Source organism: Sphingomonas rustica (assembly GCF_039652585.1).
Taxonomy (GTDB): Bacteria; Pseudomonadota; Alphaproteobacteria; order Sphingomonadales; family Sphingomonadaceae; genus Sphingomonas; species Sphingomonas rustica.
In genome coordinates this window covers 260,748-280,095 of sequence record NZ_JBDIZK010000001.1, presented here as the reverse complement: position 1 = coordinate 280,095, position 19,348 = coordinate 260,748, and the positions used below count along the sequence as shown (strand labels likewise).

18 protein-coding genes are annotated in these 19,348 nt (G+C 61.9%); 6 read left to right on the top strand and 12 right to left on the bottom strand.

All coding sequences use genetic code 11. The annotated features are described in order from the left end of the window. The first annotated feature begins 192 nt into the window (after nucleotides 1-192). Nucleotides 193-660, top strand: coding sequence for a hypothetical protein (locus TPR58_RS01295; RefSeq protein WP_346244789.1), 468 nt, complete (start codon nucleotides 193-195; stop codon nucleotides 658-660). Nucleotides 661-815: 155 nt separating this feature from the next. Continuing rightward, nucleotides 816-2,723, top strand: a complete 1,908-nt coding sequence (locus tag TPR58_RS01290; protein ID WP_346244788.1) for a beta-propeller domain-containing protein — start codon at nucleotides 816-818, stop codon at nucleotides 2,721-2,723. A 150-nt stretch (nucleotides 2,724-2,873) separates the two neighbouring features. Here TPR58_RS01290 and TPR58_RS01285 read toward each other — a convergent pair whose 3' ends face one another. Both TPR58_RS01285 and TPR58_RS01280 read right to left on the bottom strand, forming a co-directional pair. After that, nucleotides 2,874-3,614, bottom strand: a complete 741-nt coding sequence (locus TPR58_RS01285) for a lysozyme inhibitor LprI family protein (protein WP_346244787.1) — start codon at nucleotides 3,612-3,614, stop codon at nucleotides 2,874-2,876. Nucleotides 3,615-3,751: 137 nt separating this feature from the next. Continuing rightward, nucleotides 3,752-4,966, bottom strand: a complete 1,215-nt coding sequence (locus tag TPR58_RS01280; RefSeq protein ID WP_346244786.1) for a lysozyme family protein — start codon at nucleotides 4,964-4,966, stop codon at nucleotides 3,752-3,754. A gap of 358 nt (nucleotides 4,967-5,324) precedes the next feature. On the opposite strand from TPR58_RS01280, the gene TPR58_RS01275 reads away from it, so the two are divergent. Beyond that, nucleotides 5,325-5,957 carry a glutathione S-transferase gene (locus TPR58_RS01275; RefSeq protein WP_346244785.1) on the top strand — a complete coding sequence of 211 codons (633 nt, stop codon included), beginning with the start codon at nucleotides 5,325-5,327 and terminating at the stop codon, nucleotides 5,955-5,957. 194 nt (nucleotides 5,958-6,151) lie between these two features. Then, complete coding sequence (locus TPR58_RS01270; RefSeq protein WP_346244784.1) at nucleotides 6,152-6,685, top strand: hypothetical protein; 534 nt, start codon at nucleotides 6,152-6,154, stop codon at nucleotides 6,683-6,685. A gap of 57 nt (nucleotides 6,686-6,742) precedes the next feature. Here TPR58_RS01270 and TPR58_RS01265 read toward each other — a convergent pair whose 3' ends face one another. After that, the gene (locus TPR58_RS01265) at nucleotides 6,743-8,338 is read right to left on the bottom strand and encodes a pentapeptide repeat-containing protein (RefSeq protein WP_346244783.1); all 1,596 of its coding nucleotides are present in this window, start codon (nucleotides 8,336-8,338) and stop codon (nucleotides 6,743-6,745) included. A 233-nt stretch (nucleotides 8,339-8,571) separates the two neighbouring features. Continuing rightward, a complete protein-coding gene (locus tag TPR58_RS01260) occupies nucleotides 8,572-10,260 on the bottom strand; it encodes an AIPR family protein (protein WP_346244782.1) in 1,689 nt (562 codons plus the stop codon). Between the two features lie 191 nt (nucleotides 10,261-10,451). Here TPR58_RS01260 and TPR58_RS01255 point away from each other — a divergent pair, with 191 nt between their 5' ends. Next, on the top strand, nucleotides 10,452-10,886 hold the full coding sequence (locus TPR58_RS01255; protein WP_346244781.1) for a hypothetical protein: 435 nt from the start codon (nucleotides 10,452-10,454) through the stop codon (nucleotides 10,884-10,886). A gap of 73 nt (nucleotides 10,887-10,959) precedes the next feature. Here TPR58_RS01255 and TPR58_RS01250 read toward each other — a convergent pair whose 3' ends face one another. From TPR58_RS01250 to TPR58_RS01215, 8 genes are all read right to left on the bottom strand, one after another. Further along, complete coding sequence (locus TPR58_RS01250; RefSeq protein ID WP_346244780.1) at nucleotides 10,960-11,385, bottom strand: hypothetical protein; 426 nt, start codon at nucleotides 11,383-11,385, stop codon at nucleotides 10,960-10,962. 231 nt (nucleotides 11,386-11,616) lie between these two features. After that, a complete protein-coding gene (locus TPR58_RS01245; protein WP_346244779.1) occupies nucleotides 11,617-11,898 on the bottom strand; it encodes a hypothetical protein in 282 nt (93 codons plus the stop codon). A gap of 225 nt (nucleotides 11,899-12,123) precedes the next feature. Continuing rightward, complete coding sequence (gene darG, locus TPR58_RS01240) at nucleotides 12,124-13,206, bottom strand: type II toxin-antitoxin system antitoxin DNA ADP-ribosyl glycohydrolase DarG (protein ID WP_346244778.1); 1,083 nt, start codon at nucleotides 13,204-13,206, stop codon at nucleotides 12,124-12,126. Then, on the bottom strand, nucleotides 13,203-13,850 hold the full coding sequence (gene darT / locus TPR58_RS01235) for a type II toxin-antitoxin system toxin DNA ADP-ribosyl transferase DarT (RefSeq protein ID WP_346244777.1): 648 nt from the start codon (nucleotides 13,848-13,850) through the stop codon (nucleotides 13,203-13,205). Before darT ends, darG begins: the two co-directional genes overlap by 4 nt. Before the next feature lie 262 nt (nucleotides 13,851-14,112). Further along, nucleotides 14,113-14,598, bottom strand: a complete 486-nt coding sequence (locus TPR58_RS01230; RefSeq protein WP_346244776.1) for a hypothetical protein — start codon at nucleotides 14,596-14,598, stop codon at nucleotides 14,113-14,115. Between the two features lie 25 nt (nucleotides 14,599-14,623). After that, nucleotides 14,624-14,959 carry an ATP-dependent Clp protease adapter ClpS gene (gene clpS, locus TPR58_RS01225; protein ID WP_346244775.1) on the bottom strand — a complete coding sequence of 112 codons (336 nt, stop codon included), beginning with the start codon at nucleotides 14,957-14,959 and terminating at the stop codon, nucleotides 14,624-14,626. A gap of 309 nt (nucleotides 14,960-15,268) precedes the next feature. After that, nucleotides 15,269-16,054, bottom strand: coding sequence for a phasin family protein (locus TPR58_RS01220; RefSeq protein ID WP_346244774.1), 786 nt, complete (start codon nucleotides 16,052-16,054; stop codon nucleotides 15,269-15,271). A gap of 115 nt (nucleotides 16,055-16,169) precedes the next feature. Then, nucleotides 16,170-17,972, bottom strand: a complete 1,803-nt coding sequence (locus TPR58_RS01215) for a PHA/PHB synthase family protein (protein WP_346244773.1) — start codon at nucleotides 17,970-17,972, stop codon at nucleotides 16,170-16,172. 130 nt (nucleotides 17,973-18,102) lie between these two features. Here TPR58_RS01215 and TPR58_RS01210 point away from each other — a divergent pair, with 130 nt between their 5' ends. Then, nucleotides 18,103-19,311 carry an LL-diaminopimelate aminotransferase gene (locus TPR58_RS01210; protein ID WP_346244772.1) on the top strand — a complete coding sequence of 403 codons (1,209 nt, stop codon included), beginning with the start codon at nucleotides 18,103-18,105 and terminating at the stop codon, nucleotides 19,309-19,311. Nucleotides 19,312-19,348: the final 37 nt, after the last annotated feature.

Sequence of the window (19,348 nt, the reverse complement as noted above, 5' to 3'; positions counted from 1 at the left end):
GCGCTCGCGCCCGGCTTGTGGCCATGGCGCTGGCGCGACTGGCAATCAGCGCCCCCCGCTTAAGCCGACCTTCCCCTGCATCAAACCAACGCTATGGATATGGTTTGGAGACACGCTTCAGGGCTAGGTTCGCTCGTGGTGTCACCAAGTCAGAGTTGGCGTGGACTAGGAACATTTCTGATTGGTGAGCCCATGGCGCTGGCGGCATTTTTCCTGGCTGTTTATCTGACGATTGCAGGGGCGGAGCATGGCGCACAAATAGACACCGTCATGACGGGCAACCTGGTCGGACTGGCTGTTCTGATTCTCGTGATCCAGATTTTCGAGATCTGCCTGTACAGTGGAAAGATCCGCCGCTCGGTATACCTTTGCGTGCTTGCCATTTCGTTTTCGGCGATCTGCTTTGCAAGCCGAGTCGTGATCATCGGCGGATCCACGGGTGCCATGAGAGAGTATATAGGCGTAGTGGAGCTCAGGCGTGTGCCAGTTGGACCCTCAGAATTCGGATGGTGCGTCGTTCAAGATGGACTGATCTTGACCATCAGATCGTTCGATGGCCGCCAATATTATCACACCTGGTCGGGCGTCTGGCCGTTCAAGCTGCGCGGGCAAATGGATAGCTGCGGTCAAATGGCCGCCAAAATCACCGGCAACCAATAGCACGTGTCTCGGGCACGGGCTCGTGAAGCCGAGCACCCGGCAGAATCCCATAGAATGATCCGTAATGGTTACGCCACGGCCCGACCGCGCCCGACGATCTTGCCGCCCAACATTTGCTATGTAATAACATCACATATCAATGAGGGAGAGGTGCCATGCGGGGAATCGGAATCGCCCTGATCTTTGCGGCCTGGACAGGCGGGTGCACGACGCCGGCCCAGCCCGCCACGCCGCAGGATCCCCCGATGCGCGCCTTTGCCAGCGACGCGGAACTGTCCGCCTTCATGCGCAAGGTCGCTGCCCGCCAGCGTGCGGATCAGGCCTCGGGCCCCGTCGCCTATGACAGCGTCATACCCGTGCCGCCGCCGCTCGCGATGCCCGCACCCGCGGCGCCCGCCGCGCAGGCCGAGGCGGCGCCGCCCGCCAGCCGTGCCGCGTCCAGCATCACCAACACCCAGGAGGCCGATGTCGACGAGGGCGGCATCGTCAAGACCGCGGGCGACCATCTCGTCATCCTGCGCCGCGGCCGGCTCTTCACCGTGTCGCTCGCCGCCAATGCCATGACCCCGGTCGATCATATCGACGCCTTCCCGCCGGGCACGAGCGGCGACGGCTGGTATGACGAGATGCTGGTCAGCGGCGACCGGGTGATCGTGGTCGGCTACAGCTATTCGCGCGGCGGGACCGAGATCAACCGCTTCCGCATCGCGGCCGACGGCCGCCTGCGCTACGAGGACAGCTATCATCTGCGCTCGGACGATTATTACTCCGCCAGCAACTATGCCTCGCGGCTGATCGGCTCGACGCTGATCTTCTACACGCCGCTTCGCATCGACAGCGAGCGTCCGCTCGAGACGCTGCCGGGGCTGCAGCGCTGGTCGGGCAAGCGCGACGCGCCCTTCACCCGGACGATGCCGGCGACCCGACTCTATGTCCCCGATCCGCTGCGCCGCGCGCCCACTGCCGACCTGTCGACGCTGCACACCGTCACCCAGTGCGATCTCGCCGCGCCGGTCATGGCGTGTCGCGCCACCGCCGTGCTCGGCGCTTGGTCGCGCAGCTTCTATGTCTCGGGCGAGGCGGTCTATGTCTGGACCGATGGCGCGCGGCCGGCGACCGCGCGCTCGGGCGCGTTCGTCTACCGCCTGCCGCTGGACGGATCGGCACCCGGCGCGGCCCAGGCCTGGGGCGGTCCGGTCGACCAGTTCTCCTTTTCCGAAGATCGCGCCGCCGGCCGCCTCAACGTGGTCGTGCGCGCCGACAGCGAAGGCGAGGCCATGTGGCGCTCGGAACGCAGCGGCGGCGCCACCGCGCTGCTCGCCCTGCCGCTGTCGCGCTTCGGCAATGGCTCGCACGTCCTGCCCGGCTCGGCCTATCGCCCGCTGCCGGTCGATCCCGACGGCTACAGCTTCCACAACCGCTTCGTCGGCCGGCACCTGCTCTACAGCGCCGGGACCTTCAACCAGCACAGCCAGTCGGCGCTGATCTACGCCGTCCCCCTCGACGGCAGCGCCATCGCGCAGATCCCGCTGCCGCACGGCATCGACCGGATCGACATCATCGGCAGCGACGGGATCGCGATCGGCAACGATGCCAGGGACCGGCTGGGCTTCAGCGCGATCGAGCTGAGCGGCCGCCCGCGCCACGGCGACACCTATTTCCTTCCCGCCGCGCACGAAGGCGAACGCCGCAGCCAGGCCTTCTTCTTCTCGCCAGACCCGGACAGCCGCGACGGCGCCTCGGGCATGCTCGGCCTGCCGGTCACCCGCGCGCTCGACCGGGCCGCGACCGCCCGCTTCCTCGGCTCGGGCTCGGCCATCGCCTATCTGCGCCGCGACGCCCGCCGCTTCTCCCCCGCTGGAGAGCTGGTCGCCAACGCCGCCGGCGCCCGCGACGACGCCTGCAAGGCATCGTGCGTCGACTGGTACGGCAATGCCCGCCCGATCTTCCTGAACGGCCGCGTCTTCGCGCTGATGGGCTATGAACTGGTCGAGGGCAGGGTCAGCGGCGGCCTGATCGGCGAACGCGCCCGCATCGACTTCGCACCGACACGGGGGCGGTAGGGCGAGGGCGGGGGCTACCCCGCCCGGCCCACCAGCAGAATCACGACTATGGGGTCGATCAGGGCTTCGGAACCATGCGACGACGACCCGGCTTGTCGCTCGCACTGATCTCCGTCCTCGACCTCGGGCGCGAAGCGTCCCCGACATCGGTCAATATTGCCGCCGCATCAGCACATCGACCTGCCCGTACATCTTGCTGAGCAGGCATTCCCGATCGGCGCCGCACCGGTCCCGTTCTGCCAGCCAGCGACGATGAAACGCCTTGAGTGCGTCCGGATCATCCGTCGGAGTCCAATCTAACCGTTCGGGGCCGCCGTTCAGATTCAATGCATAAGCCATGGCCACGCTACGATCCCAGTTTGCCAACGATGGATCAGCGCAGATCGTTCGTTCTGTGACGCTGTGCGCCTTGTTGCAGGGGAAGCTTGGCCTTGGGGGCGCCGAACCCCTGGGTTCGAGGATAAGGATGACTTCATCTGCCCACAAAATAGCGCGGCGCCCACCCCCCAAAGCCCAACCCACGGAACCGGCCCAGGCGTTGCCAGGGATCGCGCCGGTACGCGGGTCCCTCGGATCGTCACACTCATACGCGACGATCGCAATCCGCCCGGCCGGCATCGGCGGAAGGCCGTAGTCCCGCGGTACAGGGGGTCGTGCTGCCGCCTGGTTGCGCCTTTGGCTATGTGCTTTGAGTACGGTGGCCAATGTCTGCCGCGACCAGCGCCGCCGCACCATTTTACAGGGCGGGCCGGTGTCATCAGACAGCAGATTTGCCTGCAGGATAAAAAGTCGCCCAACGAAGCGCGGATCATCCTCGAAGAATTGCTGCTGCATGTTATCCAGCGCCGGATCAATCAGCACCCTCGTAACCACGTAGCTGCCGTAATCCACGTCGCGTGTAACGCCTGTGTCTGCTTTGGTGGAAGCTCGCGGGTCATTTTGTCGAGGGGCTTGCAAACGGTCGTTCCCGCCTACTGATGCGTCAACTAGGAGCGTGGCGGCAACCAGACATAATGCTGTAAGCCTGATCATTGCCGTGCTGCCAGCAACGCTGCCTCGAAAGCCTCGGCAGCGGTGACAATCGCAGATTGCGGGTCACGCGCATTCACAATTTCGCGAGCTCCAGCGTAATTGGTTGTCGCTCCGGCGATATACATTTGCAGCATTTTGCGATTCGCGTAGTGACGACCGGTCATCATCCCGTCCACCATAACGAAATAAGCGATGTCTGGATTCTTGGCGAGTTCTGGATTCCACAGCAGGGCAAGACCTCTATTTATTGCAATTGAGGCCATGGCATAATTATACCACCATGTGAGCTGAACGTAACCACGACCGTGGTAGACGATCTCTCGCCCGGCTGCTGACGTGTAACCAGGGTGGGCCGGCTTGCTGTAGTCTGCTCCGCCTCTTTGGCCCTGCGGGACGGTGTATCCGCTTTCGTTGACCTCGAACTGCTCGCCATCCCATTCGGTGATTCTGGCCTTCGTATCACCCAGTCTTTCAACCTTCACTGGGCGGCCGTACCGATATCCCCTGCCTGCGCCGGTCTCATCTACGGGGGCTAGTGTGAGGAACTCTCTTATAGGCCGTCCGTCAGGCCGATGTCTGACTGTGACGGCTCGTGCGGTCTCCCAATAGGCGGTGGCGAACATGTACGCCATCCAGCGAACATCAATCAGGCGCGGATCTTGTTCCATATATGTCAGCATCCGGTCGAAATTGCCCCTTGAGATCGGGGAATATCTGGCGGCGGTTGCTGGGTTGGCCCGCAGGCGAGAAGCCGATTCGTTGAGAAACAACTGATGATCGAACAAGCCCGTGTACACGTAATCCTGCGGGTTGCGCCGCTGGTCGCGCAGTGTGTCGAGTTTGGCGGCAAGCCGCCCGTGAATATAAAGCGCCTCCCACGTGCTGCCGCTGGGTAAGATCACACCGCCGACCCGCTCTTCTCTGGTGCCGACATTTGCCGTTCGCTGAAACCCGGTGATCGCCCCGGCTCGATTTGTACGGTAGCCCGAAACTTCTACCGCCATGCGAAGTTGTTCCGGCGTGACGCCGCCCCGGCCCAATGGTGCGTTGCGCAGCTCGGCGATCAACGCAAGTTGCGCATCGACGAGTGCAGTTGCCTCGGGACGGTTAATCCCGGGGTAGCCAGGTCCAGGTCGGCCCACCGGCCCCGGCAGGACGGGAAGTGTGATCTCTCCGTCAGCGAGGCGGATTTTCTTCGGTGTAACGCCCATTACTGGTCCTCCACGAGTCTTCGATCGGACAGGAGTAACGGTAAGGGTAAGGTATTCAGGGAGCTAACTGATTTGAAGCCATTATCGAGTGAAACACGAAATAGTAAAACTGGACGATGATTTGCACGGCGGGCCGCAAGGATTTCGCGTTCGCTGATAAATCGTTTGTTCTTCGGTACGAATGCGTAACAATTTTGTACGCCCCGCCAGTTTGTAACCTTGGGACGACCTCGTGCTTTGCAAGCAGTGTTATGGTCAGCGTTTCTCTTGAACTGGTTGTGATCAACCAACGACGTCGTTGCGCAGGCCCAATTCACACCAGTGGCGCGCAACCCCGCCCCGCCCTAAACCCGCCCCGATGCCCGGTCTCCCCATCCTCTACTCGTTCCGCCGCTGCCCCTACGCCATCCGCGCGCGCCTTGCGCTGCTGGCCAGCGGCACGGTTTGTACGATCCGCGAGGTCAAGCTCTCCGCAAAGCCCGCCGAGATGCTCGCCGCCTCGCCCAAGGCGACCGTCCCCGTGCTGGTCCTGCCCGACGGCGCGGTCATCGATCAGAGCCTCGATATCATGCGCTGGGCGCTTGCCCGTCACGATCCGTGCAACTGGCTCGGACCCGATGGCGACGCGCTGATCGAGGCCAATGACGGCCCGTTCAAGCACCATCTCGACCGCGCCAAATATCCCGATCGCCACGACGGCGACCCCGCGCCCCACCGCGCCGCGTGCCTCGCTCTGCTCCGCCCGCTCGAACGGCGCCTGACCGCCGCCCCCTGGCTGTGCGGCCCGACCATGAGTCTCGCCGACGCCGCGATCCTGCCCTTCGTCCGCCAGTTCGCGGCGATCGACCGCCCCTGGTTCGATGCCCAGCCGCTCCCCCGGACCCGCGAATGGCTCGACGGCCTGACAGGATCGCGCCTGTTCGAGGAGGCGATGGTCCGCCTTACGCCGTGGCGGGCGGGGGATGCGGAAGTTCGCTTCCCGACCGACTGATATTTCCAAAGCGGTGAGCGCGCGATGTTCACCCATCCCTGACAGTCGGATCGAGAAAGAAGTCGGCACGATCCGATCGGCAATAAGCGCGTTCGACTTTGGACGTCGAGGATCAGGGGCGGCTTCGACTTGGCGCACGCTTGTCTCGACTGCGCGTCACGATATGCTGCAGCCGAAACGGGGGAGACCATCACATGTACCGCAAGCTCATATTCGCCACCGCGCTGACGATCACGCTGATGAGCCCCGGCGCACGGGCCCAGGCCCTCGAATATGACTGCGACACGCAAGCCGAGCATTATTCGGTGCTCAAGGCGGTGCAGGACGGCCCCGACTATGCCGCAAGTGCCAATATCTCCCTGCGCGAAATCTTCGCCGTAAAGAAATATGTCACCCTCGGCATGCTCGAGTTCGAACCCGAAGACGGCAGCTGGCGCGCCCGGTTGGGCATTACCGCCCTGAACGCGGGGAAGCAGACGGTGATCATGGGCACGCTGGAAATCACCCGGGGCGACAAGGCCGAAGAACCGAAGATCCTGGGCGACGTTTTCGAGTTCCAGAAGGGCAAGGCCTATCCGATCGAGCTCACGCTGGGTGCCGGTGGAGGCGTCGCGAAACTGGGCGACCACAGCGTGCCGTTGGATCTCAAGGCCTCCGGCAAGGTCAACGTATCGGTCATCTGCTCGGGCGGCGAGTTCCTGTTCACCGACCTGAAGCTGGGCAAATAGCGACGCGATCCGTCGCGCGCCGCTCCTTCGTCATGCGCTGGTCTGGCGCTTCCGCGGTCAGAAGCCCGCCATCTTCCTGACGGCCCGGCGCTGCGACACGGGAATCGTGATTTGCACCATCCTGAAGAAGCGGCCCCGCGCACTGCACGCCTCACCAAGCGAATCGTTATACCCGTCGGGTGGACCGACCAACGCTTCCTCGCCCGCAAACTTCACGACATCTCCCCGTACCGCCAACGGATCGTCATCACCCCGCTGGACACCGAAGCTGCCGCTCGCCGGATTGAAATCGAGCAGTATCGGACCCAGGGAGCAAAAATGGCCGTTGTCGACATATGCCTCGCCGCTGGCACGGACGCGGGCGGACCCGACCCCGCGAACAACCAGTCTTGAATCGGCTGTCGCGATCAGGACCGGGAAGATCCGCGAATAAAGTGCGGTTCGCGCGAATGTCGGTTGGGGCACCAGTTCGGGTGTGATGAACAGGCGTTCCTCCCCCGGTTTCATTTTTGAGAGGACCGGCATAACCTCCCTCAGTTCAGCGAGGCGTCCCTGGTAAGCCCTGCTGATGCACAACTCCCGCTCAAACTTCGCTTCGGGTTTAGCGCCGCAAGTCTCCCGCTCGGCAAGCCAGCGCCGTTGGGCGCGGATGTTGGTCGTGTTGGTCGCGCGCGCATGGCGATAGAGCCGCGCGAGTTCCCGATCGGTCGCCGCCAAATGATCCGACCCGCAGATCATATGTTCCACGGCCGACCGCGCGTGCGCACAGTCAAAGTCAGGGCCGCTGACCCAGTTCGACATCAATTGTCGCCATTCCGCCGGACTCAGACGGACCCGCACGTCGTTATTGTATTCGCCGCTTTCGAGGATGACCGTCCCTCTCGCCTTGGCAGCGGCGAGTTGCTTCAGCTGCTGCACCTGAACGACGGTGCGATCGAGCTTCGCTCCCTCGAAGTTCCAGTTCTCCGTGTTGAAGACATCCAATCGTGCATGCGTCAGATCGGTGTCACGCGCGTCCAGGCCGCGCGTCTCCACCCCCTCGCATTTGTGATTGCCACTGACCAAGCTGCAGTAAAACTGGAACGCTCGCATGCGTGCCCTGCGCAGATTGAGCCCGTCGAAGCTTCCCCCCTCGACCCGCGCCCCGGTCAGATCTGCTCCGGAGACATCGGCGCCGTCCAGTTGGGAATCGGAGAATAGGGCGTGTCGCAGATTGGCATCCGTCATCACCGCATCGGTTACATTGCTGCGAAAGACCCTCACGCCTTGCGCAGTCACGTCGCGCCAATCGGTACGCGACAGATCGACGTGTTCGAAACACACATTGGACAAATCCGCGCCCGCAAGACGCCAGCCCGCAAATTTGGCTTGATGGACTATGACGGGGCGCTCGCTCAGCTTCGCGAGCGTGGCGATATCGGGGATTTGCGCGCCGGAGACCACATCGGCCTTTTGCCACCGCTGGTTGCTGAAAATCGCAGATCCACACCGTAGCTGGGAGGCGGTGAGGCGCGGTGCCTCCACTGCGGCGGGCTGCTTCTCGGCGACATCGATCACCGGCGCGGGCGCCAACCGCGGCCCGACCAGCAGGCATACCGCTAGAACAGCCCATTTCCAGTGGATCCGCATAAACGCCTCGTCGCCGGTTTGCAACGGATTGTCGCTCAGATTGTGAGTCTCCGCTAGAGGTGTCCTCTCTGCCACGATTAGGCCAACTGCTCGGGAGCGCGCTGATCGAGGTCAGCTCTGCCTTCTCCCAACAATATCTCAAACGTGCCGAATGCAACGATCGCTAGACGGCGCCCCCGCTGCCCCGCCTGTGCATCCAGTCGTCTGGCTCGCAGATGAGGCGAGGACATATACTTACTAAGCTGGATATGTACGCTCTATTCTGGAGCCGATGGATGTTTCAGTTTTGTAACCAATGCTGCGATCGTGTTTAAACGCAACTCGGAGCCTTTCGCAGCCTGATCAGTTCCTCCCAGCTTCTCATAAAGTTTTAGAACGTGGTCGATCGCAGTTTCAATGTCACTGTCAGTGATACCTTTAATGTCAATTCCCGCAATGTTGGCAGGCGTCAAGACCGATCTGCCAGCGGCCACGCTGGCAACCCAGAGAAGAACGTAGAAACGCAGATTGGTACGATCTCGTGCTTTCAAGTCGGTTCGTGCGCGAAGCACTCTATCTACCTTTCCGATCATTAACGCTGCGTTTGAGTAAAGGGCAATCGGCATTGCTTGGGAGAACACTTGACGGTAATCGCTGTCATCTTTAATAAGCGTAGAGGGACGCGCCCTTGCCGCATCTGGACGCGCTAGTAGGATCGTCATCACCGATTGCGCCATCAATGATATACTTAGAATACGATCAGCTGGTTTTCCTTCGTTCTTATAAAAGTTCTTCCGCCTATCGTAGAATAGCCCGAACGGTTTCAACGCTTCTTCAATGTCCCTTTGAATTTTGTCAGTAGCACGCAAAGTAGCCGGTTGGACATAATTTTGACTGTTAGTGGCTTTTATGATCTTATCGCGCGTCTCTTCATCATCAGATGATATTATCTTCACCATAACGCTTCGATGGTCGCCTGGTTGCTGATTAAAGTGCTGTGCGATCTGCGTCGATGTTTGTAGGCCGTTAACGATCTGTGGATTCTCTACAGTTACCGTGTCGCCATTAAGGCTCGCTTTCGTTGCGATTATGGTAACACCATTGTTCATCCACCAGAAATCTACGACCTTTTCTTTATTCAAAGTGTTAATAATTTCGGCATTAACTTCAGTATTCCCTTGGAAATCTCTAACATTTGACTCAAACAGATCGGCTCTCACTCGGCCGTCGGAATGTTTCAGGAAAGAGGCGTATTCCTGTAGGGGGCTAAGTACGACAAGGCTGTTAGCGGCATTAAAGCTTTTGCTAACTCGTAGTTCGTAAGTTGTCTTAGGTCGACGACGGGCAAGCTCTAACAACCTGCGTGCACCGAGAAACTCAAAGCTTACTTCAGCGTCAGGAAATAATTCATTTGCAACTTCTTTAAGCTCTTCGGTCTTCTTGATAAGGTTGTTGTGCACGGTCGCGTCGGCTTTTTTCGATGCATAGTGATAATGGATATGCAGCGAAGGGAATTTGGCGGCCAGCCCGCGATACGCTCTTCGAAAATTATCGAGGGCGCCCTTTACGGCTTCATTATACTGGGGAAGGTCGTCGTATTTTGCGGTTAGGTTAAGAAGTTTCCGAGTTACCGAGATAAGCTTATTGATGGGATTTTCACTAAAACCGCCAGAAGTCTTTGACTGTATTAGATGAAGATCAATGCGGATATCTCTTTTAAATGAAGTTACATCAAAGTCCTCTACTACCGTCTCGCCGTTTACGAAGGAATATATAGAGTCGAGGCCACCATCGTGTTCACCGTCCACAACTCCAGTATTAACCTCTTCGTACGATAGGTCGTACTCTTTCAGTATCTGTTCCGCACAAAATACTTCGAAATAATCCTGCTCTGACATAGATGGTGCAATTTCTTGACGGCGTTGGCTCAGAACGTCGCTGAGCAGCTGTTGAGAATTGTCGGTCAAAATATCCCCCCGAGAACCCAAAGCGACGTTTCGCGCCTCAATCTCATTTTTGCAAGCGCTTTAACCAGTTTTGGAAAGGAGCCTCTGATCAAGGTGAGCCTTAACATGGCCACGGCGCTCGCAAGTCCGATCATCGACCTCGCAGTCGACTATGCCCACGACGCGACCCGACGTCAGCTCGACAAGTTGACTTGGCGCTTTCTTCCGCGCTTTTGAGCCATATGTCGGACACTGATCGACGCGCATCGCTGATCCTGGGCCTGGGTATGGCGGCGCTTGCGCTGGTGCTGTGCTGGATCGCCTGGGACAGCGCCCTCTCTTTTGCCCGGAATCTTGCCGCAGGCCGAACCGTCGAGGTGCGCACCGGCGCCGGCGCGGCGGCAATCGGCGCGGTGCAGCTCGCGCTATTGGTAGCCATACTGTTGCGCAGTCCCTCCCGGGCACAGTCACGTCTGCTCCGCGCGGTTCTGGTGCTTTCGCCGCTGCTCTTGCTGCTGCCGCTGGCGCTGCTGCTCGCCGCCGACACGCTCCTGCCCGGACAGGGTTATGCGCGCTGCCAGCCCGTGAGCGGACAGCGCTTCCTTACCAGTTCCTGGGCGCCAGTCGGCGCGCCATGCCTGAGATAAGGGCGAAACCGGCCAGTCCGCTTCCGGCGACCGACACTCTGATTGGGAATGGCCGAGATTGGGTGGAAAGCGGTTACAGAGCGATGTCCCGCCGTCCTCCTTTGGCCGCTAGCCACGAGTTGATGGCCGCGCCGCCTGTGACACTAACGACGAAACTCACGACCATTAGAAGTGCCGCCGCTCGAATGAACAGCAATGTGATAGTTGAGCCGGTTGCAAGTGCGGTCAGCCATCCAGCCAGCAAAATGCCGCAACTAAAAAGAAGTGCAACCCGCAGTAGAACCCACCCGACAATGGGGTAGGTTTCCAAATAGAGCCCTGTGGTCTGACCGACGCGGATTCGTCGCGTAGCCCAAGCTGCAGCAGACCAAGCGACCATCGCGACGATGATCCATGTCGTAGCATCATAGTGAAATAGGATGCCGAGAACGTCCCCGAAGGTGTAGGATGAAACAAAAGCTGCGATTGACAACGCTATGGTTTCGATCCCGAGAATCAAGCGGTAGCGCGTCCCGGCTGTCCTTCGTCGTTCCATCGCGTGTACATCGCATTGTCACGTCATGTCCGCAAGAGGGGCGCTTCCTGCCGTTCCGCAACCTTCGCTTGGACGGCAGCTATTGCGGTCGCGATGCCTGAAGGCGGGCAGACCGCAACCGGCCCAGTAGCTGTCACGCCACTTTTGTGCGTTGCTCAGGTCCAAGCCGCGGCATTTGAGGCTGTTCGATCCCGCTCAACCCAAGGTCGCACGTGATAGTGGAGATACGCCGACCGTTACCCTACGCCCGCTCACCACATATCTCGTGCCCTTCGCCGCGCAGTCCCGCAGCTTCCGGTCCAGCCAGGTCCGCGAAATCAGATAGGTGCTGCTGCCGATATCGGCATCGGTCGGCACGACGTCCTTGTTGAGATCGAGCTGGCGGTTGGAATCGACGATGGAGTCGATGCGATAGTCGGGATCCGACCCGCCACGCCAGAAGATCAGCCGCCGCTGCTCGCGGACATGACGGGGCAATTGCGGTTCCGGTCGGGCGACTACGCGCTGACGCTGGATGGCCGGTTCGGTGATCGCATCGCGTCAGATCTTCCAGAAGCCCAGGCTCCGGCTTCCTAGCGGCAGTCTCCTGTTCGATGCCAAACCGCAGCCTGGGCTGAGGCGGGCAGGGGAGATTGTCCCGCACCAGCCGAGGCGTGCGGGAACGCGACGGATCGGCAATGGTCTCGGTCGGCCGTAGGCGGCTCAATGCGCGGTCGGGCTGCCGCCGTTCGCCAGACGCTTGAGCGCCAGGTCGATTAGCCGGTCGTCGAAGATCGCTTCCTTACGGCGCGCGGCATCCGGGCCGCCCGGCCAGGCCTTGATGCCTTGGCGGATTGCCGGCAGTGTCGCCTCGACACCCTCGACCGAGATCAACCAGTCGATCGTCGACAGCAATTCCATGCCGAGCGGTGACTCGAACCCGTCGATCAGTTGCGCCGTGGCCTCGAGTGCTGCCCGATAGGGCTTCGCTTCTTCCGTGGTGAAGTAGGCGTGCAGCTTGTCCTTCTTCTCGTCATTGAAACGGATGACGTCGAAAGGGCCTGCATCGTTGATGCGCTTGTCGCAGGCCAGATAGCTGCCATCGAGCGAGTTTAGAAGATGGCGCAGGTCATCGGCGTAGGGGCCGTAGCGATTGGCGGCGAACTGCAGGTCGAGCGGGTCTTTCTCGGCAAGCCGCTTGGTCGCGGATCCGAGGAACCATGCGAGCTTCTGAACCTCGAGAAGCGTGCATTCGATGCCGAGCACCCAATAGCGGCGCACAATCTCCGCGACCAATGCGCGCGCGGGGGTGAGCTTCCCCACCCCGGCGCGCTTGGCGACATTCTGATATTTGGACGTTGGCTCGAAGACGATGATCTCGACATCCGACAGATCGATAAAAGCGCGCTCGATCTCGGGCCTAACCTGATCCCATTCGAGCCCGCCATTGCCCGCGCCGAGCGGCGGAATCGCGATCGAGCGTATATGGTTGGTGGTGATGAACCGGTGCAGCTCCGAGAGCCCCGAGCGGATCCATTCGATCCGTGATGGGTGGCGCCAATGCTTCTTGGTCGAGAAGTTAACGATCCAGCGCGGACCAAACATGTCGCTATTCTGGGTGACGAAGATCGAGCCGGGCTCCAGCGCGTCGTCCGCGCAGGCGCGCTCGTAGAGCTTAGCATTCTCCGGATACTTCTCCTTGAACATCAATGCGATGCCCTTACCCATCACTCCCACAGTGTTCACGGTATTGACCAGCGCATCAGCGGGCGCGTCGAGCAGATTGCCTGTGGTGTAACGAATCATGGGAAATACCATCCGGGACGGGTGCGTGCCTTCACTTCTGTTCCGCCCGCCGTCAACTCGGCTGCGACGGATGCGGTGACCGTATCGCTGTAGCAGCCGATTCCGATCAATGCTTCGACGGGTACATGCGTGCGGACGAGTGCCTCCGCCTCGTAGCGCTCGAACTTCGATGGGTCGTTAGGATCGCGCTTGAAGTTGCGCGTCGCAAGCATTCCCCAGTCGATCCAACCCAAATCGTCGGGATTGGCGCTGAACTGAGCCGCCTGGAGATAGGCATGACGATCAGAGAATACAAACGGGAGGCCGAACTCGCCCAAGCGAGAGATCGACGAGACCAGAATCACGATATCCTCATTGCGTTGCTTCTCGATCCCCCCATAGCCGGTATGAATGTTATACATCATCGGTGAGTACGGCGTGAAATAGAAAGGTACATAGTCGCTTAGGACGCCTCCATAAGCGGTCGGAAGCGCACGGTGTCGGCGTTTTCCAATCAATTCAGGATTGCCGATAGGCCGGAACGCCGGGTCCTGCATCGGAGATGTAGCGCAATGGATGCCGTTCGCTACGAGCCAAGGGATATTGGCGCGGTGGGTAATCCGGAAGATAAGTGCCTTTCCCCGGTTGATGAGTTCAGCGGACATCGCGTCCGTGTATCAGATCGGGTGCCATCGTGAACCTCCGCGCAAGCCTAAGAAATCCGCGGAACTGGCGGCCGGCACGCCGAAAAATCTTATAGGCAACAGTTTCGCGACCGGTCGAGCTCATCATGTCCGCTTTCGCGAGCCGGCCGCTGAAAGCGGTCACACCACATTTGTGCGTTGCTCACGTTCAAGCCGCTGCATGTGGGGCTGTTCGATTCCACTCAACCCAAGGTCGCACGTGATCGTAGAGATACGCCGATCGTCACCTAGGGCCGCTCACCACATACCGCGCGCCCTTGGCCGCGCAGTCCCGCAGCTTCCGGTCGAGCCAGGTCCGCGAAATCAGATAGGTGCTGCTGCCAACATCGGCATCGGTCGGCACCACGTCCTTGTCGAGATCGAGCTGACGGCGGGAGTTCACGATGGAGTCGCTGCGATATTCGGGATCCGATCCGCCGAGCCAGAAGATCAGCCGCCGCCGCTCGCGCCAATGCACCAACGCGATCTTGTCACCGCCATCGCCGATATAGCCGATGATGCAGAAATGCTGCGGGCCGATCGCCCTTTGCCTGGCGGCGGCGATCAGTTTTCTCAGCGCCGGGGTGGCGTCACCGAAGTCGGGGTCGGTCGCGGTGGGGATGATCGTGCCAGGCTCATCGCTGTCATCGGACTGGGCCGCCGCCTCGCCTCCCGTCGCAACAACCGTCATCAGCGACAGGCCACACATCATCCGTAGTGCCTGTCGCATATCGCCTCGTCGGGTTGGGGGTCGGTTAAGCCTTCTCCAGCGTGCACTGCAGCGGGTGCTGGTTCTCGCGGGCGAAGTCCATCACCTGCGACACCTTGGTCTCGGCGACTTCGTAGCTGAACACGCCGCACACGCCCACGCCGCGCTGGTGGACGTGGAGCATCACCTGCGTCGCTTCCTCGATCGTCATCCGGAAATAGCGCTGGAGCACCAGCACCACGAATTCCATCGGGGTATAATCGTCGTTCAGCATCAGGACGCGGTAGGGCGTCGGTTTCTTGGTCCGCGTGCGGGTGCGCGTGGCGAGGCCGATCGACGGGTCGCGGCCGTTGCCGTCGTCGTCGCCGTCATCTTCGGCCATGCGGATCTGGAATGGGCGTGTCACAGGGCTGAAAATATGTCGCGCTCCTGACTGAGGCAAGGCCGCAGCGTCCGCCACGGCCCGGAAATCGCCGCCGGTACGGCCGAAAACCCGGCAACCCCGGCGGGATGACCGCGCCAATGCGGCCCGGGGCAGGCGGCCCTCGCGGGCAGGCTGGGATGGGCAGGGCAGGCGGGCAGGGCCGGGTCGGCCGATCGGCGGGGCCGCCACCGCTACCCGGCGCCGCCGCCAAATGAAAAAGGGGCGCCCGCCTTGGCGGACGCCCCTCAATCTCGGCGATCGGCCCGCTTACGCGGCGATCTTGGCCTTCTCGGCTGCAACCGCGACGCGGTTGGACAGCGGCTGGGCGGCTTCGCCGGCCAGCTTCAGCATGGCTTCGGTGTTCTTCGACGCTTCGGCGACATAGGAGTCGAACGAGGTGCGGATGAAGTCGCTCTGCAGCTTGAAGAACTCGGTCGGCGACTTGGCCGATGCCATGCTCTTCAGCGCGGCGGTCGCGCTCTCGAACGAACGGCGGCCATAATCGGCTGCGTCCTGGCCCAGCGTCTCGAAGCCCTTGGCTGCGATCTTGCCCGACTCGACGATCGCCTCGACATTGCCCTTGGCGAACTCGTTGGCTTCCTCGATCATCTTCGTCGACTTCTCGACGGCGACCTTGCCGCGCTCGTTGACGTCGCTGAAGAAATTCTGGGTCTTGGCGGTGGCGTTCTCGAAGGTTTCCATGATGCTGCTTTCCTTGACTGCGGCCGGAATGACGGACTCGACGGCCTCGATGACGGGTTCGACTGCCGGCGCTTCCGGCTGCACTTGCTCGACGACGGCTTCGATCGCCTCGGCTGCGGTTTCCACCACGGCCGCGGGCGCCTCTGCCGCAACTTTGACTTCCTGCGACGCTGCCTGCGCGACCGCGGCCGGCTCGATCGTCACCGGGGCCGTGGCCACGGGCGGGATCGGCGCGGTCTCTCCGGACGCGACCTCAGCAACCTTGGCCTTCGCTGCGACCTTGGGACGCGCGGCGGCCTTGACGATCGCCGGCGGCTTGCCGGCGAAATTCTTGGGACCTTTGCTTGCCATTCGCTCACCTCGACAGGGTTGTTGCTGCAATGCAGCATATATGAGGAATCGCGATGGAATGCAAGGGGGTCATTGTGCAGTGCAGCATGTAACGAACTGTTTCCGGATCAACGACTTAACGTGTCCGGACATAGCTCCCGGGCGCATCTTCTAGCGCCTGCAGCGCGCCGGCTCCAGGACGCCGTGCGCCCTCTGCCGGAACCTGCTCGCCATCGGCTGCAACCACCCATGCGGCCCAGTCCGGCCACCAGCTGCCCCTGGTTTCCTTCGCTCCTGCAACGAACTCGGCCAGCGTCGCTGCGTTCCCGTCATTGGTCCAATATTGATATTTCTGTGCCGAAGGCGGGTTCACCACCCCGGCGATATGCCCCGATCCCGCCAGCACGAAGCGCAGCGGCCCCTGGAAATGATGGGTGATCTTCCACACGCTGGCCGCCGGCGCGATATGGTCCTCCCGTCCCGCCTGGACATAGACCGGGGTGTGCACCCGGGTCAGGTCGATCGGCGTGTCGCCAATCGCGATCGATCCCGGCTCGACCAGCCGGTTGTCGCGGTACAGGTCGCTCAGATAGCTCAGATGCCATTTGGCGGGCAGGTTGGTGACGTCCGAATTCCAGTGAAGCAGGTCGAACGGCGCATAGTCCTGGCCCATCAGGTAATTGTTGGTGACATAGTTCCAGATCAGGTCGCGCCCGCGCAGCAGGTTGAACGTCGCCGCCATGTACCGCCCGTCCAGGAATCCCTCGCCGCCCAGCGACCGGATCAGCTTCAGCTGCTCCTCGTCGACGAACAGGTTCAGGTCGCCGGCTTCCGAGAAATCGACCTGCGCGGTGAAGAAGGTCGCGCTCGCCACCTTGGCCGCCTCGTCCCGCGCCGCCAGCACCGCCAGCGTCGCCGCCAGCGTGGTGCCCGCCACGCAATAGCCGATGGCATGGACCGACGGCACGTCCAGCAATTCGCGCACCGTGTCGATCGCGTCGATCTGGCCGCGCTCGACATAATCGTCCCACACCACGTCCTTCATCGTCGCGTCGGCCGATTTCCACGACACCACGAACACCGTCAGACCCTGTTCCACCGCCCATCGGATGAAGCTCTTCTCGGGCGTCAGGTCGAGGATGTAGAAGCGGTTGATCCACGGCGGAAAGATGACGATCGGCGTGCGGTACACGCTCTCGGTCACCGGCGCATACTGGATCAGCTCGTACAGCGGGGTGCGCTTCACCACCTTGCCGGGGGTGGTCGCCAGGTTGCGGCCCACCTCGAACGCGTCGGGCGCGACCTGCGTCATCTGCCCCTTGGCCAGGTCGGCCATCATGTGCTGCAGGCCCTTCAGCAGGCTCTCGCCCTTGGTCTCGACCACCTTTTCCAGCACTTCGGGATTGGTCGCGGGGAAATTGGTCGGGCTCACCGCGTCGATGAAGCCGCGCGTGGCGAAGCGGATCTGCTCCTTCTGCCTGGCGTCCACGCCCTCGATCGCGTCGACCCCCTTCAACAGGTGATCGGCGATCATGAAATAGCTCTGGCGCAGGAAGTCCCACACCGGCTCCTCGCGCCACGCCTTCGCCTTGAAACGCTTGTCGCGTGCCTGTTCGGGGGTCTCCTCGAACGGCGGGGCATGATCGGGGTCCAGGAAGCGCTGCCACAGCGTCATCGAATCGGCCCAGAACGCCGCGGTCGCCTGCATCGCCCGGGTCGGATCGACCATGCCGGGGACCTGCATCCCCGGCATGGCGGGCATCTCCGGCATGCTGGCCATGCCCGGCATCCCGGCCATCGCCGACATCGGCGCGGCGGCGGCCGCCCCGTCCTTCAACAGGTCGAATCCCTGCTCCATCATCATCTGCTGCGCCCGGCCGAGCACCCAGGTCCAGTGCTGCAATTCTTCCAATGTGGGCGTGTCGACGGTTTCGGGCATCGGCGATCCTCCTCAAGGGGCGGTTTAGCGCACCCCCGGCAACTCGTCATTCCCGTTGGCACGCGAATGGCGTAGAAACCGCGGCACGGCACACGGTCGTGCCGCTATCCCAACCCGAAAGATCGAGGAAATGTCCGAAGAGTTCTACCGCATGAAGCGTCTGCCCCCCTATGTCATCGCCGAAGTCAACGGCATGCGGGCAGCGGCGCGAGCGGCGGGCGAGGACATCATCGACCTCGGCATGGGCAATCCCGACCTGCCGCCGCCCCAGCATGTCATCGACAAGCTGTGCGAGGTCGCGCAGAAGCCCGACGCCCACGGCTATTCCCAGTCCAAGGGCATTCCCGGGCTGCGCCGCGCCCAGGCCAATTATTATGGCCGCCGCTTCGGCGTCGATCTCGATCCCGAGACCGAGGTCGTCGTGACGATGGGGTCGAAGGAGGGGCTGGCCAGCCTCGCCACCGCGATCACCGCGCCCGGCGACGTCGTGCTGGCGCCCAACCCCAGCTATCCGATCCACACCTTCGGCTTCATCATCGCCGGCGCGACGATCCGCGCGGTGCCGACCACGCCGGACGACGCCTATTTCGAAAGCCTCGAACGGGCGATGAGCTTCACCGTGCCGCGCCCGTCGGTGCTGGTGGTCAACTATCCGTCCAACCCCACCGCCGAGACGGTCGACCTCGCCTTCTACGAACGGCTGGTCGCCTGGGCGCGCGAGAACAAGGTGTGGATCCTCTCCGACCTCGCCTATTCCGAACTCTATTATGACGGAAAGCCGACCCCCTCGATCCTCCAGGTCAAGGGCGCCAAGGACGTCGCGATCGAATTCACCTCGCTGTCGAAGACCTATTCGATGGCCGGCTGGCGCATGGGCTTCGCGGTCGGCAACCGCCACCTGATCGCGGCGATGTCGCGGGTGAAATCCTATCTCGACTATGGCGCATTCACCCCGATCCAGGCGGCAGCCTGCGCCGCGCTGAACGGGCCGCAGGACATCGTCGAGAAGAACCGCGAGCTCTATCACAAGCGCCGCGACGTGCTGGTCGAAAGCTTCGGCCGCGCCGGCTGGGACATTCCCTCGCCGCGCGCCTCGATGTTCGCCTGGGCGCCACTCCCGCCCGCGCTCGCCCATCTCGGCAGCCTCGAATTTTCCAAGCAGCTGCTCAGCCATGCCAAGGTCGCGGTCGCGCCCGGCGTCGGCTATGGCGAAAATGGCGAGGGCTATGTGCGCATCGCCATGGTCGAGAACGAACAGCGCCTGCGCCAGGCCGCGCGCAACGTCCGCAAATATCTCCAGTCGATGGGCGTCAACACGCCCGGCATCAAGGCGGGCTGACCGCCTGGTGGATCGGTCCGGGACGCGCGCCGCCGGG